Raw genomic sequence first — 17,178 nt, forward strand, 5'->3', positions numbered from 1 at the left:
CAGCCCAGGCAGATCGGGTGCGCTTTCAGTTGACCGCGCAGACTTGGGTCTGACCCAACCCGCGTGCGCGTAGAGATGTTGCTGGGAGCTCAGTTAGCTGATCGCATCCACCGTGGTGTCATTGAGTCCGTCCCTCGACACGAGGGTCAGCGCGGCTTTCTCGGGGCGTGCACGCGCCCCTGTACGCTTACGGTCTCGCCGCCTAGCTTTCGGTAGTGGGCGCTTATCTGCAGTACTGCAAGCATGCAGAACCGCAACTTCGATTCCTGCCGTTGATGCTCGGGCACCGTTCATCTGTACGACCATCTGAGGCGCGTGCGCTCGCTCGGCGATAGTCCGCCCCAAACTCCATGTGGTTCGCGGGTGCGCACAGCATGTTCTCGACAGGCGGAGATCACCGGGCACGACGAGCAAATCTTCTTCGCTGCAACCTCATGCTCACCCGTAGGTGATTCATCCTCGCCGAAGAACGTGTCGCTCGGCCGTCCGCGACATGAGGCGCGGAGTTGCCATTCCCAGAATTCGCTGCGCGGTCGTGGTAGTGCGGTGGCCACAGTTGTGGCAATGCCGAGGTTTCGGGGCATGGTAGGAGCCTGTTCGTTCTGAACGATTGATAGTGCGGCAATTGTCCGGATGTGGCCCTGATTCGGCCGAATTTTACGTCTTCTCAGGGCTGCTCACGCAATTGGATCGCGCAAATCCGGCTCCAACAGTAAACCTTACCGAATGCTTAGGTATGCTTGCCGAACTGACTGTGGGAGATATCGAAGGGGAGGACACGTAATGCCGAAGCAGGCAACATCGGAGAAGGTTGGTCGACAACGTCGCGAGCGTGGGTCGATCAGCGCCGAGGAGATCATCAACGGTGCGTTCGAGGTGGCTCGTCGTGACACGTTGGACAAGCTGTCCATGCCAGAGCTGGCCAAGCATCTCGACGTGGGTGTCACCAGCATCTACTGGTACTTCCGCAAGAAGGACGACCTCCTCAACGCGATGACGGACGAGGCTATCCGCATCGTGTTCGAGCAGTTGCTCCCCGTCGAGAAATCTGACTGGAAGTCCTATCTGCGTGAGCATTTCGCGCTGACCCGCACGATCTACAGTGCAGATCACACGCTGTGCGATCTGGCCCTGGTCCGGTTCGGCACGTACAGCAAAGAAGCTGTGCATCAGGTCTTCGTGGTCATGGAAGAGATTCTGGAAATGTTGATCGAGGCGGGTTTCGAGCCGCAGTCCGCTCTCGAGGTCTACGAGTCGATGTCCGTGTATACCCGCGGGTCCATACTGCTCGAACGCATTCAACTCTCCGCCAAGTCGCCGACCATCGACGATCGGCGTCAGGCCCGGTTGATCGATCCCGTGGACATGCCGAGGTTGGCCGAACTGATCAAGACGCGCTCGCTCAGCATGGTGGCTGATGACGACTACGACGCCGGAATCGGACATCTGATGACTGGATTCGAGGCAGTACTTCGAGCCGACAAGCGAGCTCGCAAAGCTGCCGACGCCTGATCCGATCACGCCGACAACGCGGTTGGTCGAGACTCGGCGCGCCCGCTGAGTGCATCGAACGCCAACAGTACGACCAATCCCAACAGGGCTGCCCCGGCACATGCCCCGAAGGCGACTCGATATCCGGCGGCGGTGGCCACGACGCCGATCAGTACCGCGCCCAGCCCCGACGCCACGTCGAAGAACATCGTGAACGTCGATATCGCGGTCGAGCGGCACTCCGCGGGCGCGCGGGCGATGACGAGTGCGAGCAGGCCCGGGTATTGCAGCGCGATGCCGATTCCGAACGGGACGAGCGCGAGGTAAACGATCGACACACTGGGTGCGAGCGCGATCGCTGCGAGGCCGGCGCTGATCAGTAGCGTCGATACTGCGCCGGTCGTCATGGGTCCTAGTCGATCCGGAATTCGACCGCCCAGGATTCGCGCTGCCAGGATCACTGCGGAGTAGCCGAGAAATATCCACTGGGGACTGTTGGAACCGAGTTCGCCGATGTAGAGCGGCATGAAGGTGCTCAGTGCCACCGGTCCGAGGATGCCGAGCATCAGGACCAGACCGGGCACGACGGCGGGCAGATAGATCTCCGGCTTGCTGCGTGGCGCGCCGAGGTCTCGTTCGTGACGACGGGCGGCGCTGGGCGCGATTGCCGCGGCGGCGATCAGCGAGACGACACCTGCGGCAGCGAATGCCCATGCGGCACCGTAGTTCTGCAGTATCGGTTGACTGACGACCGGGCCGAGTCCGATCCCGGTGTACGGGGCGACCGAGAGATAGCTGATGACCTGGCCCTGCTGGGCGTCGGACACCGACGAGCTGACGATGATCAGTGCCGCGACCATGATCACTGCCTGCGCGACGCCGGCGAGCAGGCGCAGGCCGGACAGCCCGGCCGTGGTGCCGATCAGTCCCGAGAAGACGAACGAGATGCCGCCGAGTATGCCGCACCCGGCGATCAATCGTGCTGCACCCCAACGCTGTACGCCCGCCGGGATCCAGGGGCGGATCGCGATGGCGGAGACGGCCGTGATCCCGACGACGGTTCCCACGGCGAGATCGGATCCCCCGAGGGTGTCGGTGATGTAGATCGGCAGTACGGGCAGGACCATCCCGAACGCGAAGAAGAAGAAGAACACGGCCGTCGCCGGTGCCAGAAAGGCGCCGTCGACGATGCGTGTCGCGGAAGTGCGAGGCATCGAATCGGTCACATCCCCCGAAAATTCGGTGCGCGCTTGCCCGCGTAGGCGGAGAAGGCCTCTGCGCTCTCGCCACCGCTGCCGAGACCGAGCAACGTGACCTCCATCTTCCAGGCCTGCTCGAAGGTGGCCTCGTAGGCATCGTTGATCTGGCCCTTGATGTGTCCGATGCCGATGCTGGGGCCGTCGGCGAAGCGGGCAGCCACGTCGCCTGCCACGGACAGTAGATCGGCGGCGGGCACGCATCGGTTCGCCAGCCCCCATCGTTCGGCTTCGGCACCGCTGACGGCCTCGCCGAGCAGTCCCATGGCCTTGGCCCTGGCGGGTGGCAGGGCGCGGGTGAGGAGGTAGGCCCCGAGTGCCTCGAGCGGGAGTCCTCGCGTGACGAAGACCTCGCAGAACCGCGCATCCTCGGCGGCGACGATGTAGTCGCAGGCCAGTGCGAAGTTGCAGCCGAAACCGTATGCGGGCCCGTTGACCGCTGCCACGAACGGCTTCTCGTTCTCCCAGACGGCCTTGATGACGCGCCACCAGCCGAACTTCCTGCCGTCCTCGCGCGCCATGGTGGAACCGTCACCGCGGCGAGACTCGGGGGCCACCTGGAAATGGTCGTCCTGACTCAGGTCCGCCCCCGAGCAGAATGCCCGACCGGCTCCGGTGACGACGGCGACGCGGATGGCGGGATCGGTGCGGATCTCCTCGATGGCGGCGAGCAGGTCGTCGCGCATGTCGTGGTCGATGGCGTTGAGGCGTTCGGGTCGGTTCATGGTCAACCAGGCGATTCCCTGGTCGACGCGGAGCTCGATCGCGGAACCGGTCTGCACTGCGGACATCGACGTCACCATTCTCGTATTTTGCATCGTAACCTTTCTAGTGTTGTATACCGTAAGCCTAACTAGGCGCGCAGCGATACGGACTGTGCCCATCGCACTTCTCGAGAAATGAGTGGCCCATGACTACGGACGCACCGGCAGTGAACGATCAGGCGGGCATCGACGACGCAGAGGTGTTGGTCAGTCGCCGAGGAAACGTGATGCTGATCGTGATGAACAGGCCGAAGGCTCGCAACGCCGTCAACGAGGCGCTGTGCCTGGCGGTCGGCGATGCGCTGGAGGAGGCGGACAACGATCCGAATGTGCGTGTGGTCGTTCTGACCGGTGCTGGTGACAAGGCCTTCTGTGCCGGTGCCGATCTCAAGGCCATCGCCCGCGGCGAGGGAATCATCCCGCCCGGACGCGAGGCCTGGGGTCTGGCGGGATGGGTGGGCCATGCCATCAGCAAGCCGACGATCGCCGCGGTGAACGGGCCTGCCCTCGGCGGCGGTACCGAGATCGTGCTGGCTGCAGATCTGGTCGTGGCGGCGGATACGGCCACCTTTGGCCTGCCCGAGGCCAAGCGTGGTCTGGTGGCCGGAGCGGGTGGCGCATTTCGACTGGCCGCGAAGATTCCGCCCGTCGTCGCGATGGAGATGTTGTTGACCGGTGAGCCGATCGACGCACGGCGCGCCTTGGAACTCAACCTGGTGAACAGGGTCGTTCCGTACGATCGACTTCTCGACACCGCACTGGAACTGGCCGAGCAGATTGCGGCCAATGCGCCGCTGTCGGTGCAGGCGCACAAGCGGATTGCGCTCGGTCAGCATCCCGACGGTAGCCGTCCGAGTGAAGAAGCAGGCTGGGCGATCACCTCGACGGAATCGCAGGCCACCTCCGCATCGGCCGACGCCAAAGAGGGTCCGGCAGCGTTCGCCGAGAAGCGCGCACCGGTCTGGACCGGCCGCTGATTCTGCGCACACCACAGCACCACAGCACCAGGGCACTGGCGCACCCCGGGCCGCACAGGCGTCGGCGGTCGGTAGGCTCCCTGCGAGTCCGGTGACGTTCCGGCATGACGCTGGGAGTTTCGAGGATATGGCTACGGACACTGACATCGCGTACGAGACCAAGACGGTCCGTGCGGTCCGCGGCATGGTGTCGCGGACCATCGAGAAGTGGGAGGGCGAAGGCTGGGAGGTCGTTTCCCAGTCACCCGGGAAGATCAAGACGGAGATCGCGTTCCGACGGCCCGCGCCCAGGTCTCATCGGCTCCTCTGGATCGTCGGTGGCGGCGCGTTGACGCTTGTCCTCGCGACCGTCATCGCCATCGGCGCGATCGGTGAAAACAGCACTGCGCCAGTAGAGTCCGCGAGTCCTGCGTCGAGTAAGGCAGCCGCACCGAGCGAGCAACCGTCCCCTGACGCGGTAGGCACGGGACCGGCATCATCGCCGGAGCCCGAGGGCGCCGTCCTCACATCCGAGAACAGTGCGGAGCTCGCGGCCGTGCTCGCACTGATCGACACCTGCTCACCTGATATCGCAGCGTTCGCGTCGGCTCATCGAGGTCGGACGGTGTCGTTCCCGGGCAGCATCGGTGCGATGGCACCCTACGAGGACGCAAGCACCAGATACCTCATCCTCATCGGCGCGGGCGACTTCAGCGAAACGTCCGCTCCCGGGCCGGCTTTCCAGTTACGCGATGTCAATCTCACCGCCGATCTTCACTGGTCCGGCTCGGTACCGGAGACGATCGGCGTGGGGACGAACCTGAGTGTGACGGCGAAGATCGACCGCTACGAAGACACGACGTGCCTGTTCCTGCTCGATCCGGTGGCCACTGCCGTCCGCTAGCTCCGGCGATCGATTGTGAAAACGCCCCTGATCGGCCAATAGTGTTGCCAATTGGCGGAATCCCGCCGATCGAGTCGAATGTCGGCCACGCAGGTGCGCCGGAGCCTACCGCCGACCAGTGACACCGATGCTGGTCACCGCACTGCGCGGTGACCAGCATCGGTGGTCAGGTGAAGGCCGGGTCGATCAGATGTTGAATCGTTGTGCTCCGTCGATTCGGATGACCTCACCGTTGAGGTAGTCGTTCTCGGCAATGTGCAGTGCCAATCGGGCGTATTCGTCGGCGTGTCCCATACGCTTGGGGTTCGGCACTCCCGGGCCCCATTTAGCCTGTGCCTCGGCTTCTTCCATTCCGTAGGCGGGGGTGAAGAAGGTGCCGGGGGCGATGCACATGGTGCGCACGCCGATGGGGGCGAGGTCGCGGGCGGCGACGAGGTTGAGGCCGATGACTCCGCCCTTGGCTGCGGAGTAGTCGGACTGGCCGACCTGGCCCTCGTAGCCGGCGATGGAGGCCGTGGTGATGATGACGCCGCGCTGGCCCGAGTCGAGTGGCTCGTTGGACGACATCGCGGCGGCGGCCTGGCTCAGCACGTTGAACGTACCGGTGAGAAAGATGTCGACGGTGCGCTTGAAGGTGGCCAGGGGGTAGGCCTTGCCCTCCCTGTTCACGATGCGCTTTCCTGCGGCCGGGCCGCCATGCACGATCACCGCGGTGCGCAGCGGACCCAACTCGACTGCGGCGGCGATGGCGGCGGCAACGGAATCCTCGTCGGTGACATCGGTCTTGACGTAGCGGACGCTATCGCCCAGGGCCTCGGCGAGAGCGTTGCCCTTCTCGTCGGACAGTTCGGCGATGACGACCTTGGCTCCGGCGTCGACCAGACGTCGGACCGTGGCTTCACCGAATCCGCCTGCGCCACCTGTGACGAGTGCTGAGCTTCCTGCCAGTTCCATGGATTCTCCTGATGTCGTGCCGCTCGGCGAGCGGTGTGGTGTGAAAGGCGTCGGGCAGTGTTTTCGAGAGCGTGGATCTGCTGGTCGAAATCGGTTCCCCGACCCTGTTGATTACTATACTGTTGGCATTACGGTAGCTAGTACCGAATTACAAAATCAGGGCGTTTTCCGTCTTCTGTTCCGGATGTGGACACGCCCCCTGCAGATAGTGAGGAACTCTCATGTCGGACGCCGTCATAGTCAGCGCCGCGCGCACCGCGATCGGAACTGCGTACAAGGGATCTCTGAGGAATACGTCGGCAGAGGACCTGGCCACTACCGTGCTCGAGGAGACGGTACGCCGGTCCGGTCTCGAACCTGCACGATTCGATGACGTCATCTTCGCCGAATCGGGTTACGGCGGCGGCGATCTCGCCCGCTATGCGGCGGTCAAGGCCGGCCTCACCACCGTGTCCGGTCAGGCCGTCAACAGGCACTGCGCCGGAAGCCTGACGGCAGTGGGCAACGCGGCCGCGAACATCATGTCCGGCATGGAACGGGCGATCGTGGCCGGCGGCGTCATGTCCGCGTCCACCGGACCGAAGTTGTCCCAGCGTGTCCTCGGAACCGTCGACGAGTACAACGACGGGTGGATGCCACCGACCCACCCCGATCGCGACGATGCGCCCAACCGGGACATGTCCATCACCGTCGGCTGGAACACCGCGCAGTCCCTCGGGCTGACCCGAGAAGAGCTCGACGCGTGGGCTTTCCGGTCGCATCAGCGCGCCATCGCGGCCATCGATGCGGGCAAGTTCGTCGACGAGATCGTGCCGATCAAGGTGGAGGGTCCGGACGGGGCCATCGTCGAATTCGCCGTCGACGAGCATCCCCGACGTGGATCGACGCTCGAGAAGCTGGCGTCGTTGCGCGTGCTGCATCCCGAGATCGAGGGCTTCAACATCACCGCGGGTAACTCGAGCGGCATCAACGACGCTGCGGCCGCACTCGCGTTGACCAGCGCAGACCTCGCCGCATCCGAGGGTTTGACCACCATGGCCACCGTGCGGGCGTGGGCGGCGCTCGGAATCGACCCCAAGGACACCGGCCTCGGCGCAATCCGAGTGATTCCGAAGGTGCTCTCACGCGCAGGGATCGACGTCGCCGACGTCGCACTGTGGGAGATCAACGAGGCGTTCGCCTCGGTACCGGTCGGTGCGTGCAAGGAACTCGGAATCGACGAGGAGCTGGTGAACTTCAGCGGCAGCGGTTGTTCTCTGGGGCACCCCGTTGCTGCCTCGGGCGCTCGCATGCTCACCACGCTGATCTACGAACTGCAGCGTCGCGGCGGCGGAATCGGTGTTGCGGCGATGTGCGCCGGTGGTGGCCAGGCAGGCGCGGCGATCATCGAAGTTCGCTGATGACGATCGAATCCGGTCCGCGACCGGCGGTACATCCACGGGGTGTCGACGTCCTGACGGGCCCGGCGGCTTCTCGTTTCGCCGAACACACCCCCCAGACCCTCTTCGCCATCGACCGGCGTGAGGACTGGGGGGTGACGGGCCTGGGCATGCACACGGGTCCGTGGATGACCGACGCCGAGGGCGTGCACTATCCGAGTTCGGTGGCGATCATGATGGACAGTGTCCTGTGTGGGCCACTGTTCGTGCGGCGTCCCGGCCCGACGATGGGCATGGCCACCTCGGAACTGTCCCTCGATTTCGTTCCCGCTGCCACCTGGCAGGGACCCGAACTCAGTGCGGCGAGCGAACTGATGCAGATCGATGCCTCGGGCGGTCTGACCCGGGGAGACGTACGGGATTCGTCCGGAAACATCTGCGCCACCGGAACACTGTGGGGCCGGTTCTTCCCCATCGCCAGCGGAGACAGTCCCTCCGAGCCGATGGACATCCCCGGTCCTGATCCGACCGCGACGTTGACGGACATGTTCTGCGGAGTGCCGCAGCGTACCCATTCCGGTAGCGAACTCCAGATCGCCGCCGCACCGTGGCTCAACAATCCACGCCAGGTCATGCACGGCGGTGTGCTGGCGACGCTCTCGGATTACGTCGCGGTGGCAGCACTCGATGGTGGCGCTGCGCGGTGGTCCCCACTGTCGTTGCGTACGAATTACTTTCGGCCTGCGGTGGAGGGTGACAAGGTCACCGTCGTCGCCGAGGCGGTGCAACGTGGTCGATCGCTTGCGGTCATGCGCGTGCGGACGATGGGCGCATCGGGTAAGCCGTTCACGCACTCGATGGTCTCGTACGCAGTCAAACCGTAGGACCTTGGAACTGATGGGCGAGCCGGCCGCGGGACACCTCACCGCGGCCGGCTCGAGTTCTTCGGTGCGGCTGCGCTCAGCCGACGCCGGGGAGCGGGATCTGGGCTCCGGAGATGGCCTCGGAGTCCGGCCCGACCAGAAAAGCGATGACCTGTGCAATGCGCTCGGGTGCAACCCAATTGCTGCGATCGGCGTCGGGTTGCCCGGCCCGGTTACCCGGGGTGTCGATCACCGTCGGCATCAGGACGTTCGCGCGGATGCGGTCCTTCTTGTACTCCACCGCCAGCGCCGCGACGAGCGAGAGCACGCCGGCCTTGGCGGTGACGTAACCCGAGGCCCCGGCGAACGGTGCCGATGCGGCCTTGGTGGACATCGCGACGATGGAACCTCCACCGGAGGTGATGAGGTGGGGGATCGCCGCGGCGGACATCGCGTAGGTGGGTCGAAGATTGAGATTCAACTGGTGCTCGAAGTCACCGATCGGACTCTCGTGCACGCGCGGTCCCATCGCGAACCCGCCGACGAGGTTGACCAGTGCGGTCAACGGTGCGGTGGGGTCGGCAGCTCCGAGGGCCGCGACGGCCTCGGTGCTCTCGGTGTCGAACAGATCTGCCTGGGTGAGCACAAGATTCGGGTTCGAGGAGTGCTCGGCCAGGCGTTCGACCTCGGCTTCGGCGATCCAGGGGACGACGACGCGCCAGCCCTTGTCGAGCAGCAGTGCCGTCACCGCGGTACCGAGACCGCCGGTGCCGCCGGTCACGATCACCGATTGTTGTTGCGTCATCTTGTGTTCCTCGCCTTCGTGTGCAGTGCTCACAGGCTCATGCCCACGAGCTTGACGTCGAGATATTCGTCGAGCGCCTGGGCGCCGCCTTCGCGTCCGAGTCCACTGTCCTTGACTCCGCCGAACGGTGCAGCGGCCGCGGTGGGGTTGATGTCGTTGACGCCGACGATTCCGAAGCGGAGTTTCTCGGTGACGCGGACGGCCCGACGCAGATCGTCGGTGTAGACGTAGGAGGCGAGTCCGTAGTCGGTGTCGTTGGCCCGGCGCACGGCCTCGGCCTCGTCGTCGAAACGGATGATCGCCGCGATGGGGCCGAACGTCTCCTCACGATAGATGTCCATGTCCTCGGTGACGTCGACGAGGACCGTCGGTGCGTAGAAGTTCTTTCCCGGGGAGCCGTCGACGTCCACTCGGTGTCCGCCGGCGAGAACACTGGCACCCTTGGCCACCGCGTCGTCGACCTGACGCGCCATCTTCTCCATGGCGTCGGTGTCGATCAGCGGGCCGATCGCGACTCCGGCACCGGCACCGCTGCCGACCTTCATTGCGTTCACCCGGGAGGTGAAGACCTCGACGAAACGGTCGTAGGCACCGGATTGAACGAAGATGCGGTTGGGGCAGATGCAGGCCTGTCCGGTGTTGAGGAACTTCACCAGTGCCGCACCCTTGGCGGCGTGCTCGATATCGGCGTCGTCGAACACGAGAAACGGTGCGTGCCCGCCGAGTTCCATCGACACCCGCTTCATCGTCGCCGCCGCGCGTGCGCCGAGTGCTCGCCCGACGGACGTCGATCCGGTGAAAGTGAGTTTGCGGACGTCCCGGGAATCGAGCAACACGTCACCGACTTCCTCGGGACGATTCGACGTCACGAGATTGACCACCCCGGCCGGTATTCCGGCCTCCTCGAAGATCTCGAACATCGCCACCGCACACAGTGGCGTCTGCTCGGCCGGTTTGAGTACGACGGTACAGCCGGCTGCGACGGCGGGAGCGACCTTTCGGGTGATCATCGAGATGGGGTAGTTCCACGGCGTGATCGCGGCGACGACTCCGACGGGTTGCCGGAGCACCGAGAGGCGGTGGTCGGCGCGCGGGGACGGAATGCTGCTGCCGTACACCCGCTTTGCCTCCTCGGCGAACCAGATCAGGAAGTCGCTGCCGTAGTTCACCTCGTTGCGGGCGGCCCGCAACGGCTTGCCCTGCTCGCGCGTCATCAGGGCCGCCAACTCGTCGGCTCGCTCGGTCATCAACCGGTGGGCACGCAGCAGCGCTGCCGAACGGACGTACGCGGTCTCGCCGGCCCACGTGTCGAATGCCTGTGTGGCAGCGGTGACCGCAGCACTCGCGTCGGCGCGACCACCGTCGGCGGCGACGGCGAATGCGGCGTCGGTGGCCGGATCGAGAACGTCGAATGTTCGGCCGTCTGCAGCGTGTTGCCAGTGGCCGTCGACGAAGAGTGTGGCGGCGGGATCGCGAGTCATCGGGCGTGCCTTCCGTAGCTGTCGAGCGTGTGTGTCGAGAGGGGGACGCCGGATCGAATCAATTCTTCGGTTCGAGGTCAGGTCCCGCGAAGCTCTGTTATCGTCCTGGTTACCGTAACACTTACCGGTAGGTCCTAAGGAGTGCTTTCGTGAGGAGAGTGTCAGTGGAAATCACACGGGTTGCAGTGGTCGGCTGCGGAACCATGGGGGGCGGAATCGTGCAGACCGCTGCGCGATTCGGCTTCGCCACCGTCGGGATCGAGACCTCGACGGCCGCGGCGACGGCCGCCCAGGAGCGAATCGAGGCAGGTCTGCGCGCAACCGCCGATCGCGGGAAGATCACGCAGGACGAATTGGCGCAGGCATTGGCGCGCATCACCATCACCACGGACTTCGCCGCGGTAGCGGATGCGGACCTGGTGATCGAGGCGGTCTTCGAGGATGTCGACCTCAAGAAGAAGGTGCTCGCCGACATCGATGCGCTCGTGGCGCCCGGTGCGTACATCGCATCGAACACCTCCACCATCCCCCTGGTGATCCTGGCTGCGGCCACCAAGCGTCCCGAATCGGTCGTCGGGTTCCACTTCTTCAACCCGGTGCCGTCGATGAAACTTGTCGAGGTCATCAAGACACCGGTCACCGAAGCGGCCAACGTGGACGTGCTCGTCGAGTTCGCGAAGGCGCTGGGTAAGAGCCCCGTCGTGGTCAACGACGTGCCGGGGTTCATCGGAAACCTGCTCATCGTGCCGTACCTGGTGGACGCGATCCGAGCCTTCGAGCGCGGTGTTGCGGACATGGAGTCCATCGACGATGTCATCAAGCTCGGGTTCAACCACCCGATGGGACCGTTCGCGCTGAGCGACCTGATCGGACTCGACATCGTCCACGACATGGCCGCATCGATGTACGAGGAATACAAGGATCCTCGCTACCAACCGCCGACTCTGCTCAAGCAGTACGTACGACTCGGCTGGCTCGGTCGCAAGACCGGCCGCGGCTTCTACACGTACTCGAGCTGAATCCGCTGTGACAGCCTCGGTGATCGGCACCCCGGACGGAGTGGACGAGACGGCGACGCACTTCGCGGACGAGTGGGATCTGGACCTGGTCTCCACCGACCCGCTCGGCTTCGCCGGGTACACCCCGCCTGCGATCGAGTCGGTGCGCAGCGGAACGGTGCGCGCACCCGACGGCACCGGAGAGCACGTCTTCATCGACTGCGACTTCGCTCGACACGGCGGCACGATGGGTGCCGTTGCGGGCGAGCGCATCGTCCGTGCCGTCCGCCGCGCCACCGATCGCGCTCTACCGGTGGCGTTCCGAGTCAGCAGCGGCGGTGCTCGACTGCAGGAGGGGATGTTCGCTCTCGTTCAGATGGCGAGGGTCACCAGCGCGCTCGTCGAACACCGTCGTGCCGGTCTGATGACGGCGGCGGCCCTGCGTCACCCGACCACCGGTGGGGTGTACGCCTCGTGGGCGTCCGGTGCCGACGTACGCATCGCCGCTCCTGGGGCCGTCATCGGTTTCGGCGGCCCGCGAGTGGTCGAGCAGGTGACCGGGGTGCGTCCACCGGCGAGCTCGCACACGGCCGAATCCGCATACGCGAACGGTCTTCTCGACGCGCTGGTCCCCGAGCCGGAGCAACCCGCCCGCCTTCGCGCGGTGCTCGGTCTGGCGGCCGCAGACCCACTGACTCTCCCTGCAGGGCGAGGTGGACCTCGAACCGCCGCGGCGTCGCCGGTCTCGTCGGACGCCTGGGACGTGGCAGGGTTCGCGCGATCTCCCCGGCGCGCCTCGGGGCTGGAATGGGCTGCCTGGCTTACTGATTCGTGGATCGAGCTGCACGGTACCGATCCCGCGATACGGGCGGGTATCGCCACCGTCGACGGAGTTCGTGTGGTGCTGATCGCGATGGATCGGGTGCCGGGCGCCGGGCTGGGTCTGCCGGGCCCGGCCGCGTTCCGGCTTGCGCAGCGGGCCATTTCCCTGGCCGACCGCTTACATCTGCCGGTGGTCACCTTGGTCGACACCCCCGGTGCCGACCCCTCGCCCGACGCGGAGGCCGACGGTATCGCGCACGAGATCTCGGCCACCATGGCCGCGATGGCTGCGCTGTCCAGCGTCAGTGTCTCGATCGTGGTCGGCGAAGGTGGCAGCGGCGGCGCGATGGCCCTCGCGCACGCCGATCACGTTGCAATGCTCCGGCATTCGGTTTTCTGGGTGATCGGACCGGAGGCGGGGTCGGCCGTACTCTATCGCGATCCGAGCCGGGCAGCCGGCCTCGCCCGCGCATTCGCACCCACCGCCGCCGAACTCGTGGGTTCGGGATTCGCCGAACGCGCCCTGCCGGAGTCGATCACGGGCGTCCGCCGGTACATCCTCGACAGCATCGCCCGCAACGACGCGGGTCATCGCACCAGCCGCTGGAATGCGATGACCGAACGTGCCTACCGCGGAGCCGGACCGAACAGCTAATTCCAACGAAGAGAACAGGACTCACCATGGCGAAATCGATACTGCTGGCCTCCAGCAGTCCGGTGACCGCGGCCGACGACGAGGAATTCGGCCGATGGTACGACGGGGTGCACATCCCCGATGTTCGGGCGGCGATACCGGCCATCACCACCGTCGGCCGCTACAAGGTACTCACCGCTGACGCCGACGCGCTGCCCCGCTACGTCGCGATCTACGAGATCGACGACGCCGACGCGGCCGGAGCTGCTGCTGCGCTGCAGGGCGCCGTGGGAGAAGGACGGGTGACGATGACCGAGACGATGAACGTCACCGACCATCCGCCGGTGGTCGAATTCCTCACCAGCATCTGATTTTTCATCCAGAAGACACGATCACAGGAGAAGTGACATGGAGAAGACAGTTCAGAAGACAGGCGATCACGGAATCGGCCTGATGATCCACATGGTGCACATGACCGACGACGTTCCGTCGCTCAACAAGTTCTACGAGGACGTGTTCGGTGGGTTGATGTTCATGGGCGTCGACGAGCCGCAGTGGCTCGAGGTCGAGGACCGCTGGGCCGGCCTGATCCAGGTCTCGGACTTCTGTGTCGAGACCATGGCTCCCAATCTGCCTGCGGATCCGACCAAGCCGGTGGGAAAGTTCTTCACCAAGTACGGAAAGCATCTGCATTCGGTCGGATACAAGGTCGACGATCTCGAGGCCATCGGTAACCGATTGATCGAACGCGGCGTCTACATCGGCAAGCCCGGTGGCGGCAAGATCGAGGAGATGGACCCGGAGACGGTCTACTTCTACCCGAGCCCGCGTGACACGGCAGGGCTGATGGTGGAACTGTGCCGCACCGATATGCCCGACGACCCGCGCCAGCTCGGCACCTGGTCCTCACAGGTCAAGATCTGGCGTAGCCATCCGCTGACGATCGAGCGGGCCAACTACGTGACGCTGGGCGTCAAGGACCTCGATGCGGCAGTGCACACGTATGTCGATGTGATCCAGGCTGTTCCGGTGCATTCCGGGATCGACGACGAGCTGCAGACCAAGTTCCAGATCGTCCAGCTCGGCGACTGCCTGCTGCAGCTCGCACAGCCGCTCAGTGCAGAATCCGAACTGGGCCGCCACGTGGCGCAGTGGGGAAACATGATCTACGGTGTGACGTTCCGCGTCTCCGATATCGATTCGGCCGAGAGGTGGCTCAACCTCAAGGGCGTCCGGACCACCCGGATCCGGCCGACGTTGCTCGCCGCCAATCCCGACGACACCCACAATGCGCCGTACTTCTTCAGCACCGAGACGATCCCGAACGATCCCTTCGAGGTCTGACCCTCTCACCACGTGATTCGGGGTGTGTCGCGATTGTGCGACACACCCCGAACTACGTTCGAAGTCGCTCTAGCGCAGAAGAACTCGCGCGGCACCCGGTGCCATCTTGTCGCCGACGGCATCCTCGGTCCACAGTTCGAGGCCCACTTCGGTTCCCTCCTCGGTCGAGTCGACCGAGGTGACGCGTCCGTGCGCGGTGACCGTGCCCTTGGTGTTGGGCTTGCGGAACTGGCAGCTCATCGACAGGATCACCGCGTTGTCCCCGGCCCACTGCCGCACCAGATTGTGCAGGTAGGACCACTGCAGGTTGCCCATGCCGAATGCACCACTCTGACCGGCGATTCGGCCCGCCTCGTCGTCCATGTGGATAGGTACGAATTCGTCGTTGACCGCGGCGTATCGGTTCCAGTTGGCGAAACCGGTGTCGCGAGTGAACGGAGTGAGTTCCTCGCCCACCGTGGGTACGGCGACGGTCTGTGTGTTCGTCATGAAGTGTGTCGCTTTCGTGTCAGTGAATGGATCAGTGCCGGATCAGGGTCATCAGGGTGCGCTTGACCACCGCGCCGTTCTGGTTGGTCCACAGATCCTCGATGGTGGTGAACAGCATCGAGCCGAGTTTGCCGTCGCGCTCGCGGTACTCGTGCAGGCTCTCGGTTCCGGTGATGACGTCCCCCGGCCGCATCCGTTCGCCGTATTCGGCGACGAGTCCGCCGTTGAGCTGGAACTTCAGACCGGGACCGGCGATGCCGAGCGCCTTCTCCAACCGGTCCGGATCGTTCGCATCGATGTCGGCTGCCTCGTCGGCCTGTGGGGTCGAACCGGCTACGGACCACGCGAAGGGATTGAACTCCTCCGGTGCGACGATCGAGGACCACACCGTGCCCGCCGCGTAGTCACTGTCGAGATACAGACGCGGCGGCTCGGCCGGCCAGTACACCGCGAGAGCCCATTTGCGAATATCGGACTCGGAGATGGGGTGGGACGAACGTTGCGTCACGGTGCGTCCGACCGCGCCGCGCATGGCCTCGGAAACGAGTGTCATGGATATACCTCTCTGTAAAGTAAGTCAGCCCAGTGATTCGGGCGAAGTCAGCCAGTGATTCGGGCGAACTCAGGCCAGTGATTCGACGAAGTCGACGAGTTGTCGGATGTTTCGGCACTCGTGAACCCCGTCGCAGTGCTTGGAGTACTCCGCGATCACGGAGTCCCCGCTGTTCCACAGCACCTGCTTCTCCGGGTTCAGCCAGTACAGGTGCGCGGCCCGCGACCGCACTGCATCGAGCAGATCGGCGCGGGGGTTGTGGTAGTTGTTGCGCGCATCGCCGAGCACCAGGACGGTGCTGCGGCTGTCCAGATCGCGCAGGCATTCCGCGGCGAACGATTCGAGAGCATGACCGTAATCGGATCGCCCGTCGAGCCAGACGCCGAGCTTCTCGTCGTTGATTCTCTTCGAGGCGTCGACGATGGTGTCCGCCTCGGCGAAGATGTGCGTCACCTCGTCGACTCCGTCGATGAACACGAACGATCGCAGTGACGCGAACTCCATCCGCAGTGCCGACATCAGGCGCAGCGTGAACTCTGCGAAGGTGGCGACCGATCCCGAGATATCGGCGAGGACAACCAGTTTAGGCTTGCTCGGACGTGGATCGGCCATTGCCAGGTGCAGTGGTATTCCACCGGTCGACATCGATCCGCGAATGGTCCTTCGCAGGTCGACGACCTGTCGGCCGGAGCGTTTTCGCTTACCGGTCAGCGCGGCAGCGAGTTTGCGGCCCAGGGGATCCATGGCGGTCCGCATGGCCGCGATCTGCTCCGAGGACGCGGTGAGGAAATCGGCATCCTCCGGCAGTGGCGCACGGAGGGTGGCTGCCACCGCGTCGGCTCCGCGGTCCGCGACGAGGGCCAGCCGAATCCGGCCCTCGACGAGTTGGCGGAACCGCTCCACGCGGCGTTCGGCGTGTTCACGCGCCATACGTTGGCGCAGTCCCGGCATCGGACCATCCGATGTGGAACGTGAAACGATGTCTGCCACCAGGGAATCCGAGCCCATTGCGCGCATGGCGCGGTAGATGTAGAACGTGCCCGCCACCGCTCGGCCCGGTTGAATGCCTGCATGCCGATCGACGACCACGTTCGCGATCTCGCGCAGCAGGGTGTCGCCGTCGGTTGCGGCAGCGTCGAGAAGGATGTCGCGCAACGCGGCGTCGCTCAACGATGCGAGAGGTTCGGCTCCAGCGTCGGTCGACGGCTGTGCTGCTTCGGTCGAATCGGGCACCGGGGCAGCGAAGTACAGATCGAACACGGTGTCGTAGGCATGTCGGTGATCGTTCGATTTGACCAGACACGCGCCGATCGCCGACTTCAGATCTGCGCGGTCGGAGATGTCGGTGACGGTGACGGCGCGCAGGGCGTCGAGCACCTCGCTCGTGGAAATCGGTACCTGCATGCGGCGCAGTTCGCTGACGACACCCTCGATCGCGGTCAGCACCGTAATTCCCCGGACGATCGAATCGTGCTGTAGCCCAAC

18 protein-coding genes are annotated in these 17,178 nt (G+C 64.9%); 9 read left to right on the plus strand and 9 right to left on the minus strand.

Translation table 11 applies throughout. The features are described 5' to 3' along the window. Window positions 1-290: 290 nt before the first annotated feature. Window positions 291-584 (minus strand): WhiB family transcriptional regulator, encoded by a 294-nt coding sequence (locus tag R3P95_RS08285; protein WP_317547981.1) that lies wholly within the window; start codon window positions 582-584, stop codon window positions 291-293. 199 nt (window positions 585-783) lie between these two features. On the opposite strand from R3P95_RS08285, the gene R3P95_RS08290 reads away from it, so the two are divergent. Continuing rightward, the gene (locus R3P95_RS08290) at window positions 784-1,512 is read left to right on the plus strand and encodes a TetR family transcriptional regulator (protein ID WP_317547982.1); all 729 of its coding nucleotides are present in this window, start codon (window positions 784-786) and stop codon (window positions 1,510-1,512) included. Window positions 1,513-1,517: 5 nt separating this feature from the next. Here R3P95_RS08290 and R3P95_RS08295 read toward each other — a convergent pair whose 3' ends face one another. Continuing rightward, window positions 1,518-2,705, minus strand: coding sequence for an MFS transporter (locus R3P95_RS08295; protein WP_317547984.1), 1,188 nt, complete (start codon window positions 2,703-2,705; stop codon window positions 1,518-1,520). A gap of 8 nt (window positions 2,706-2,713) precedes the next feature. Beyond that, window positions 2,714-3,565, minus strand: a complete 852-nt coding sequence (locus tag R3P95_RS08300; RefSeq protein ID WP_317547985.1) for an enoyl-CoA hydratase/isomerase family protein — start codon at window positions 3,563-3,565, stop codon at window positions 2,714-2,716. 92 nt (window positions 3,566-3,657) lie between these two features. Here R3P95_RS08300 and R3P95_RS08305 point away from each other — a divergent pair, with 92 nt between their 5' ends. Beyond that, window positions 3,658-4,488 (plus strand): enoyl-CoA hydratase-related protein, encoded by an 831-nt coding sequence (locus tag R3P95_RS08305; RefSeq protein ID WP_032375019.1) that lies wholly within the window; start codon window positions 3,658-3,660, stop codon window positions 4,486-4,488. 127 nt (window positions 4,489-4,615) lie between these two features. Next, entirely contained in the window at window positions 4,616-5,371 is a 756-nt protein-coding gene (locus tag R3P95_RS08310; protein ID WP_317547987.1) for a DUF4839 domain-containing protein, read from the plus strand. Between the two features lie 186 nt (window positions 5,372-5,557). Here R3P95_RS08310 and R3P95_RS08315 read toward each other — a convergent pair whose 3' ends face one another. Then, window positions 5,558-6,325, minus strand: a complete 768-nt coding sequence (locus R3P95_RS08315; RefSeq protein WP_032375022.1) for an SDR family NAD(P)-dependent oxidoreductase — start codon at window positions 6,323-6,325, stop codon at window positions 5,558-5,560. Between the two features lie 221 nt (window positions 6,326-6,546). Between R3P95_RS08315 and R3P95_RS08320 the strand changes: the two genes are divergently transcribed. Both R3P95_RS08320 and R3P95_RS08325 read left to right on the plus strand, forming a co-directional pair. Beyond that, window positions 6,547-7,725, plus strand: a complete 1,179-nt coding sequence (locus R3P95_RS08320) for a thiolase family protein (RefSeq protein ID WP_317547989.1) — start codon at window positions 6,547-6,549, stop codon at window positions 7,723-7,725. After that, window positions 7,725-8,588, plus strand: coding sequence for a PaaI family thioesterase (locus R3P95_RS08325; protein ID WP_317547990.1), 864 nt, complete (start codon window positions 7,725-7,727; stop codon window positions 8,586-8,588). Before R3P95_RS08320 ends, R3P95_RS08325 begins: the two co-directional genes overlap by 1 nt. A 76-nt stretch (window positions 8,589-8,664) precedes the next feature. On the opposite strand, the gene R3P95_RS08330 is transcribed toward R3P95_RS08325, so the two are convergent. Beyond that, window positions 8,665-9,372, minus strand: a complete 708-nt coding sequence (locus tag R3P95_RS08330; protein WP_317547991.1) for an SDR family NAD(P)-dependent oxidoreductase — start codon at window positions 9,370-9,372, stop codon at window positions 8,665-8,667. A gap of 29 nt (window positions 9,373-9,401) precedes the next feature. Then, a complete protein-coding gene (locus R3P95_RS08335; protein ID WP_317547992.1) occupies window positions 9,402-10,853 on the minus strand; it encodes an NAD-dependent succinate-semialdehyde dehydrogenase in 1,452 nt (483 codons plus the stop codon). Window positions 10,854-11,017: 164 nt separating this feature from the next. Here R3P95_RS08335 and R3P95_RS08340 point away from each other — a divergent pair, with 164 nt between their 5' ends. The 4 genes from R3P95_RS08340 to R3P95_RS08355 are packed head-to-tail and all read left to right on the plus strand — an operon-like array spanning window position 11,018 to window position 14,651. Continuing rightward, window positions 11,018-11,872, plus strand: a complete 855-nt coding sequence (locus R3P95_RS08340; RefSeq protein ID WP_032375026.1) for a 3-hydroxyacyl-CoA dehydrogenase family protein — start codon at window positions 11,018-11,020, stop codon at window positions 11,870-11,872. Window positions 11,873-11,879: 7 nt separating this feature from the next. Beyond that, complete coding sequence (locus tag R3P95_RS08345) at window positions 11,880-13,328, plus strand: carboxyl transferase domain-containing protein (RefSeq protein ID WP_317547994.1); 1,449 nt, start codon at window positions 11,880-11,882, stop codon at window positions 13,326-13,328. A 26-nt stretch (window positions 13,329-13,354) separates the two neighbouring features. After that, window positions 13,355-13,678, plus strand: coding sequence for a DUF4286 family protein (locus tag R3P95_RS08350; protein ID WP_317547995.1), 324 nt, complete (start codon window positions 13,355-13,357; stop codon window positions 13,676-13,678). Between the two features lie 37 nt (window positions 13,679-13,715). Then, complete coding sequence (locus R3P95_RS08355) at window positions 13,716-14,651, plus strand: VOC family protein (protein ID WP_317547997.1); 936 nt, start codon at window positions 13,716-13,718, stop codon at window positions 14,649-14,651. 69 nt (window positions 14,652-14,720) lie between these two features. Here the strand turns inward: R3P95_RS08355 and R3P95_RS08360 are convergent, their stop codons facing one another. The 3 genes from R3P95_RS08360 to R3P95_RS08370 form a co-directional block, all read right to left on the minus strand. Continuing rightward, entirely contained in the window at window positions 14,721-15,140 is a 420-nt protein-coding gene (locus tag R3P95_RS08360) for a hotdog family protein (RefSeq protein WP_317547999.1), read from the minus strand. A 31-nt stretch (window positions 15,141-15,171) separates the two neighbouring features. Further along, the gene (locus tag R3P95_RS08365) at window positions 15,172-15,693 is read right to left on the minus strand and encodes an FAS1-like dehydratase domain-containing protein (protein ID WP_317548001.1); all 522 of its coding nucleotides are present in this window, start codon (window positions 15,691-15,693) and stop codon (window positions 15,172-15,174) included. A 69-nt stretch (window positions 15,694-15,762) separates the two neighbouring features. Continuing rightward, complete coding sequence (locus R3P95_RS08370; protein ID WP_317548002.1) at window positions 15,763-17,139, minus strand: vWA domain-containing protein; 1,377 nt, start codon at window positions 17,137-17,139, stop codon at window positions 15,763-15,765. Window positions 17,140-17,178 lie beyond the last annotated feature (39 nt).

Origin of the sequence: Rhodococcus cercidiphylli (assembly GCF_033042225.1) — a bacterium.
Lineage (GTDB): Bacteria > Actinomycetota > Actinomycetes > Mycobacteriales > Mycobacteriaceae > Rhodococcoides.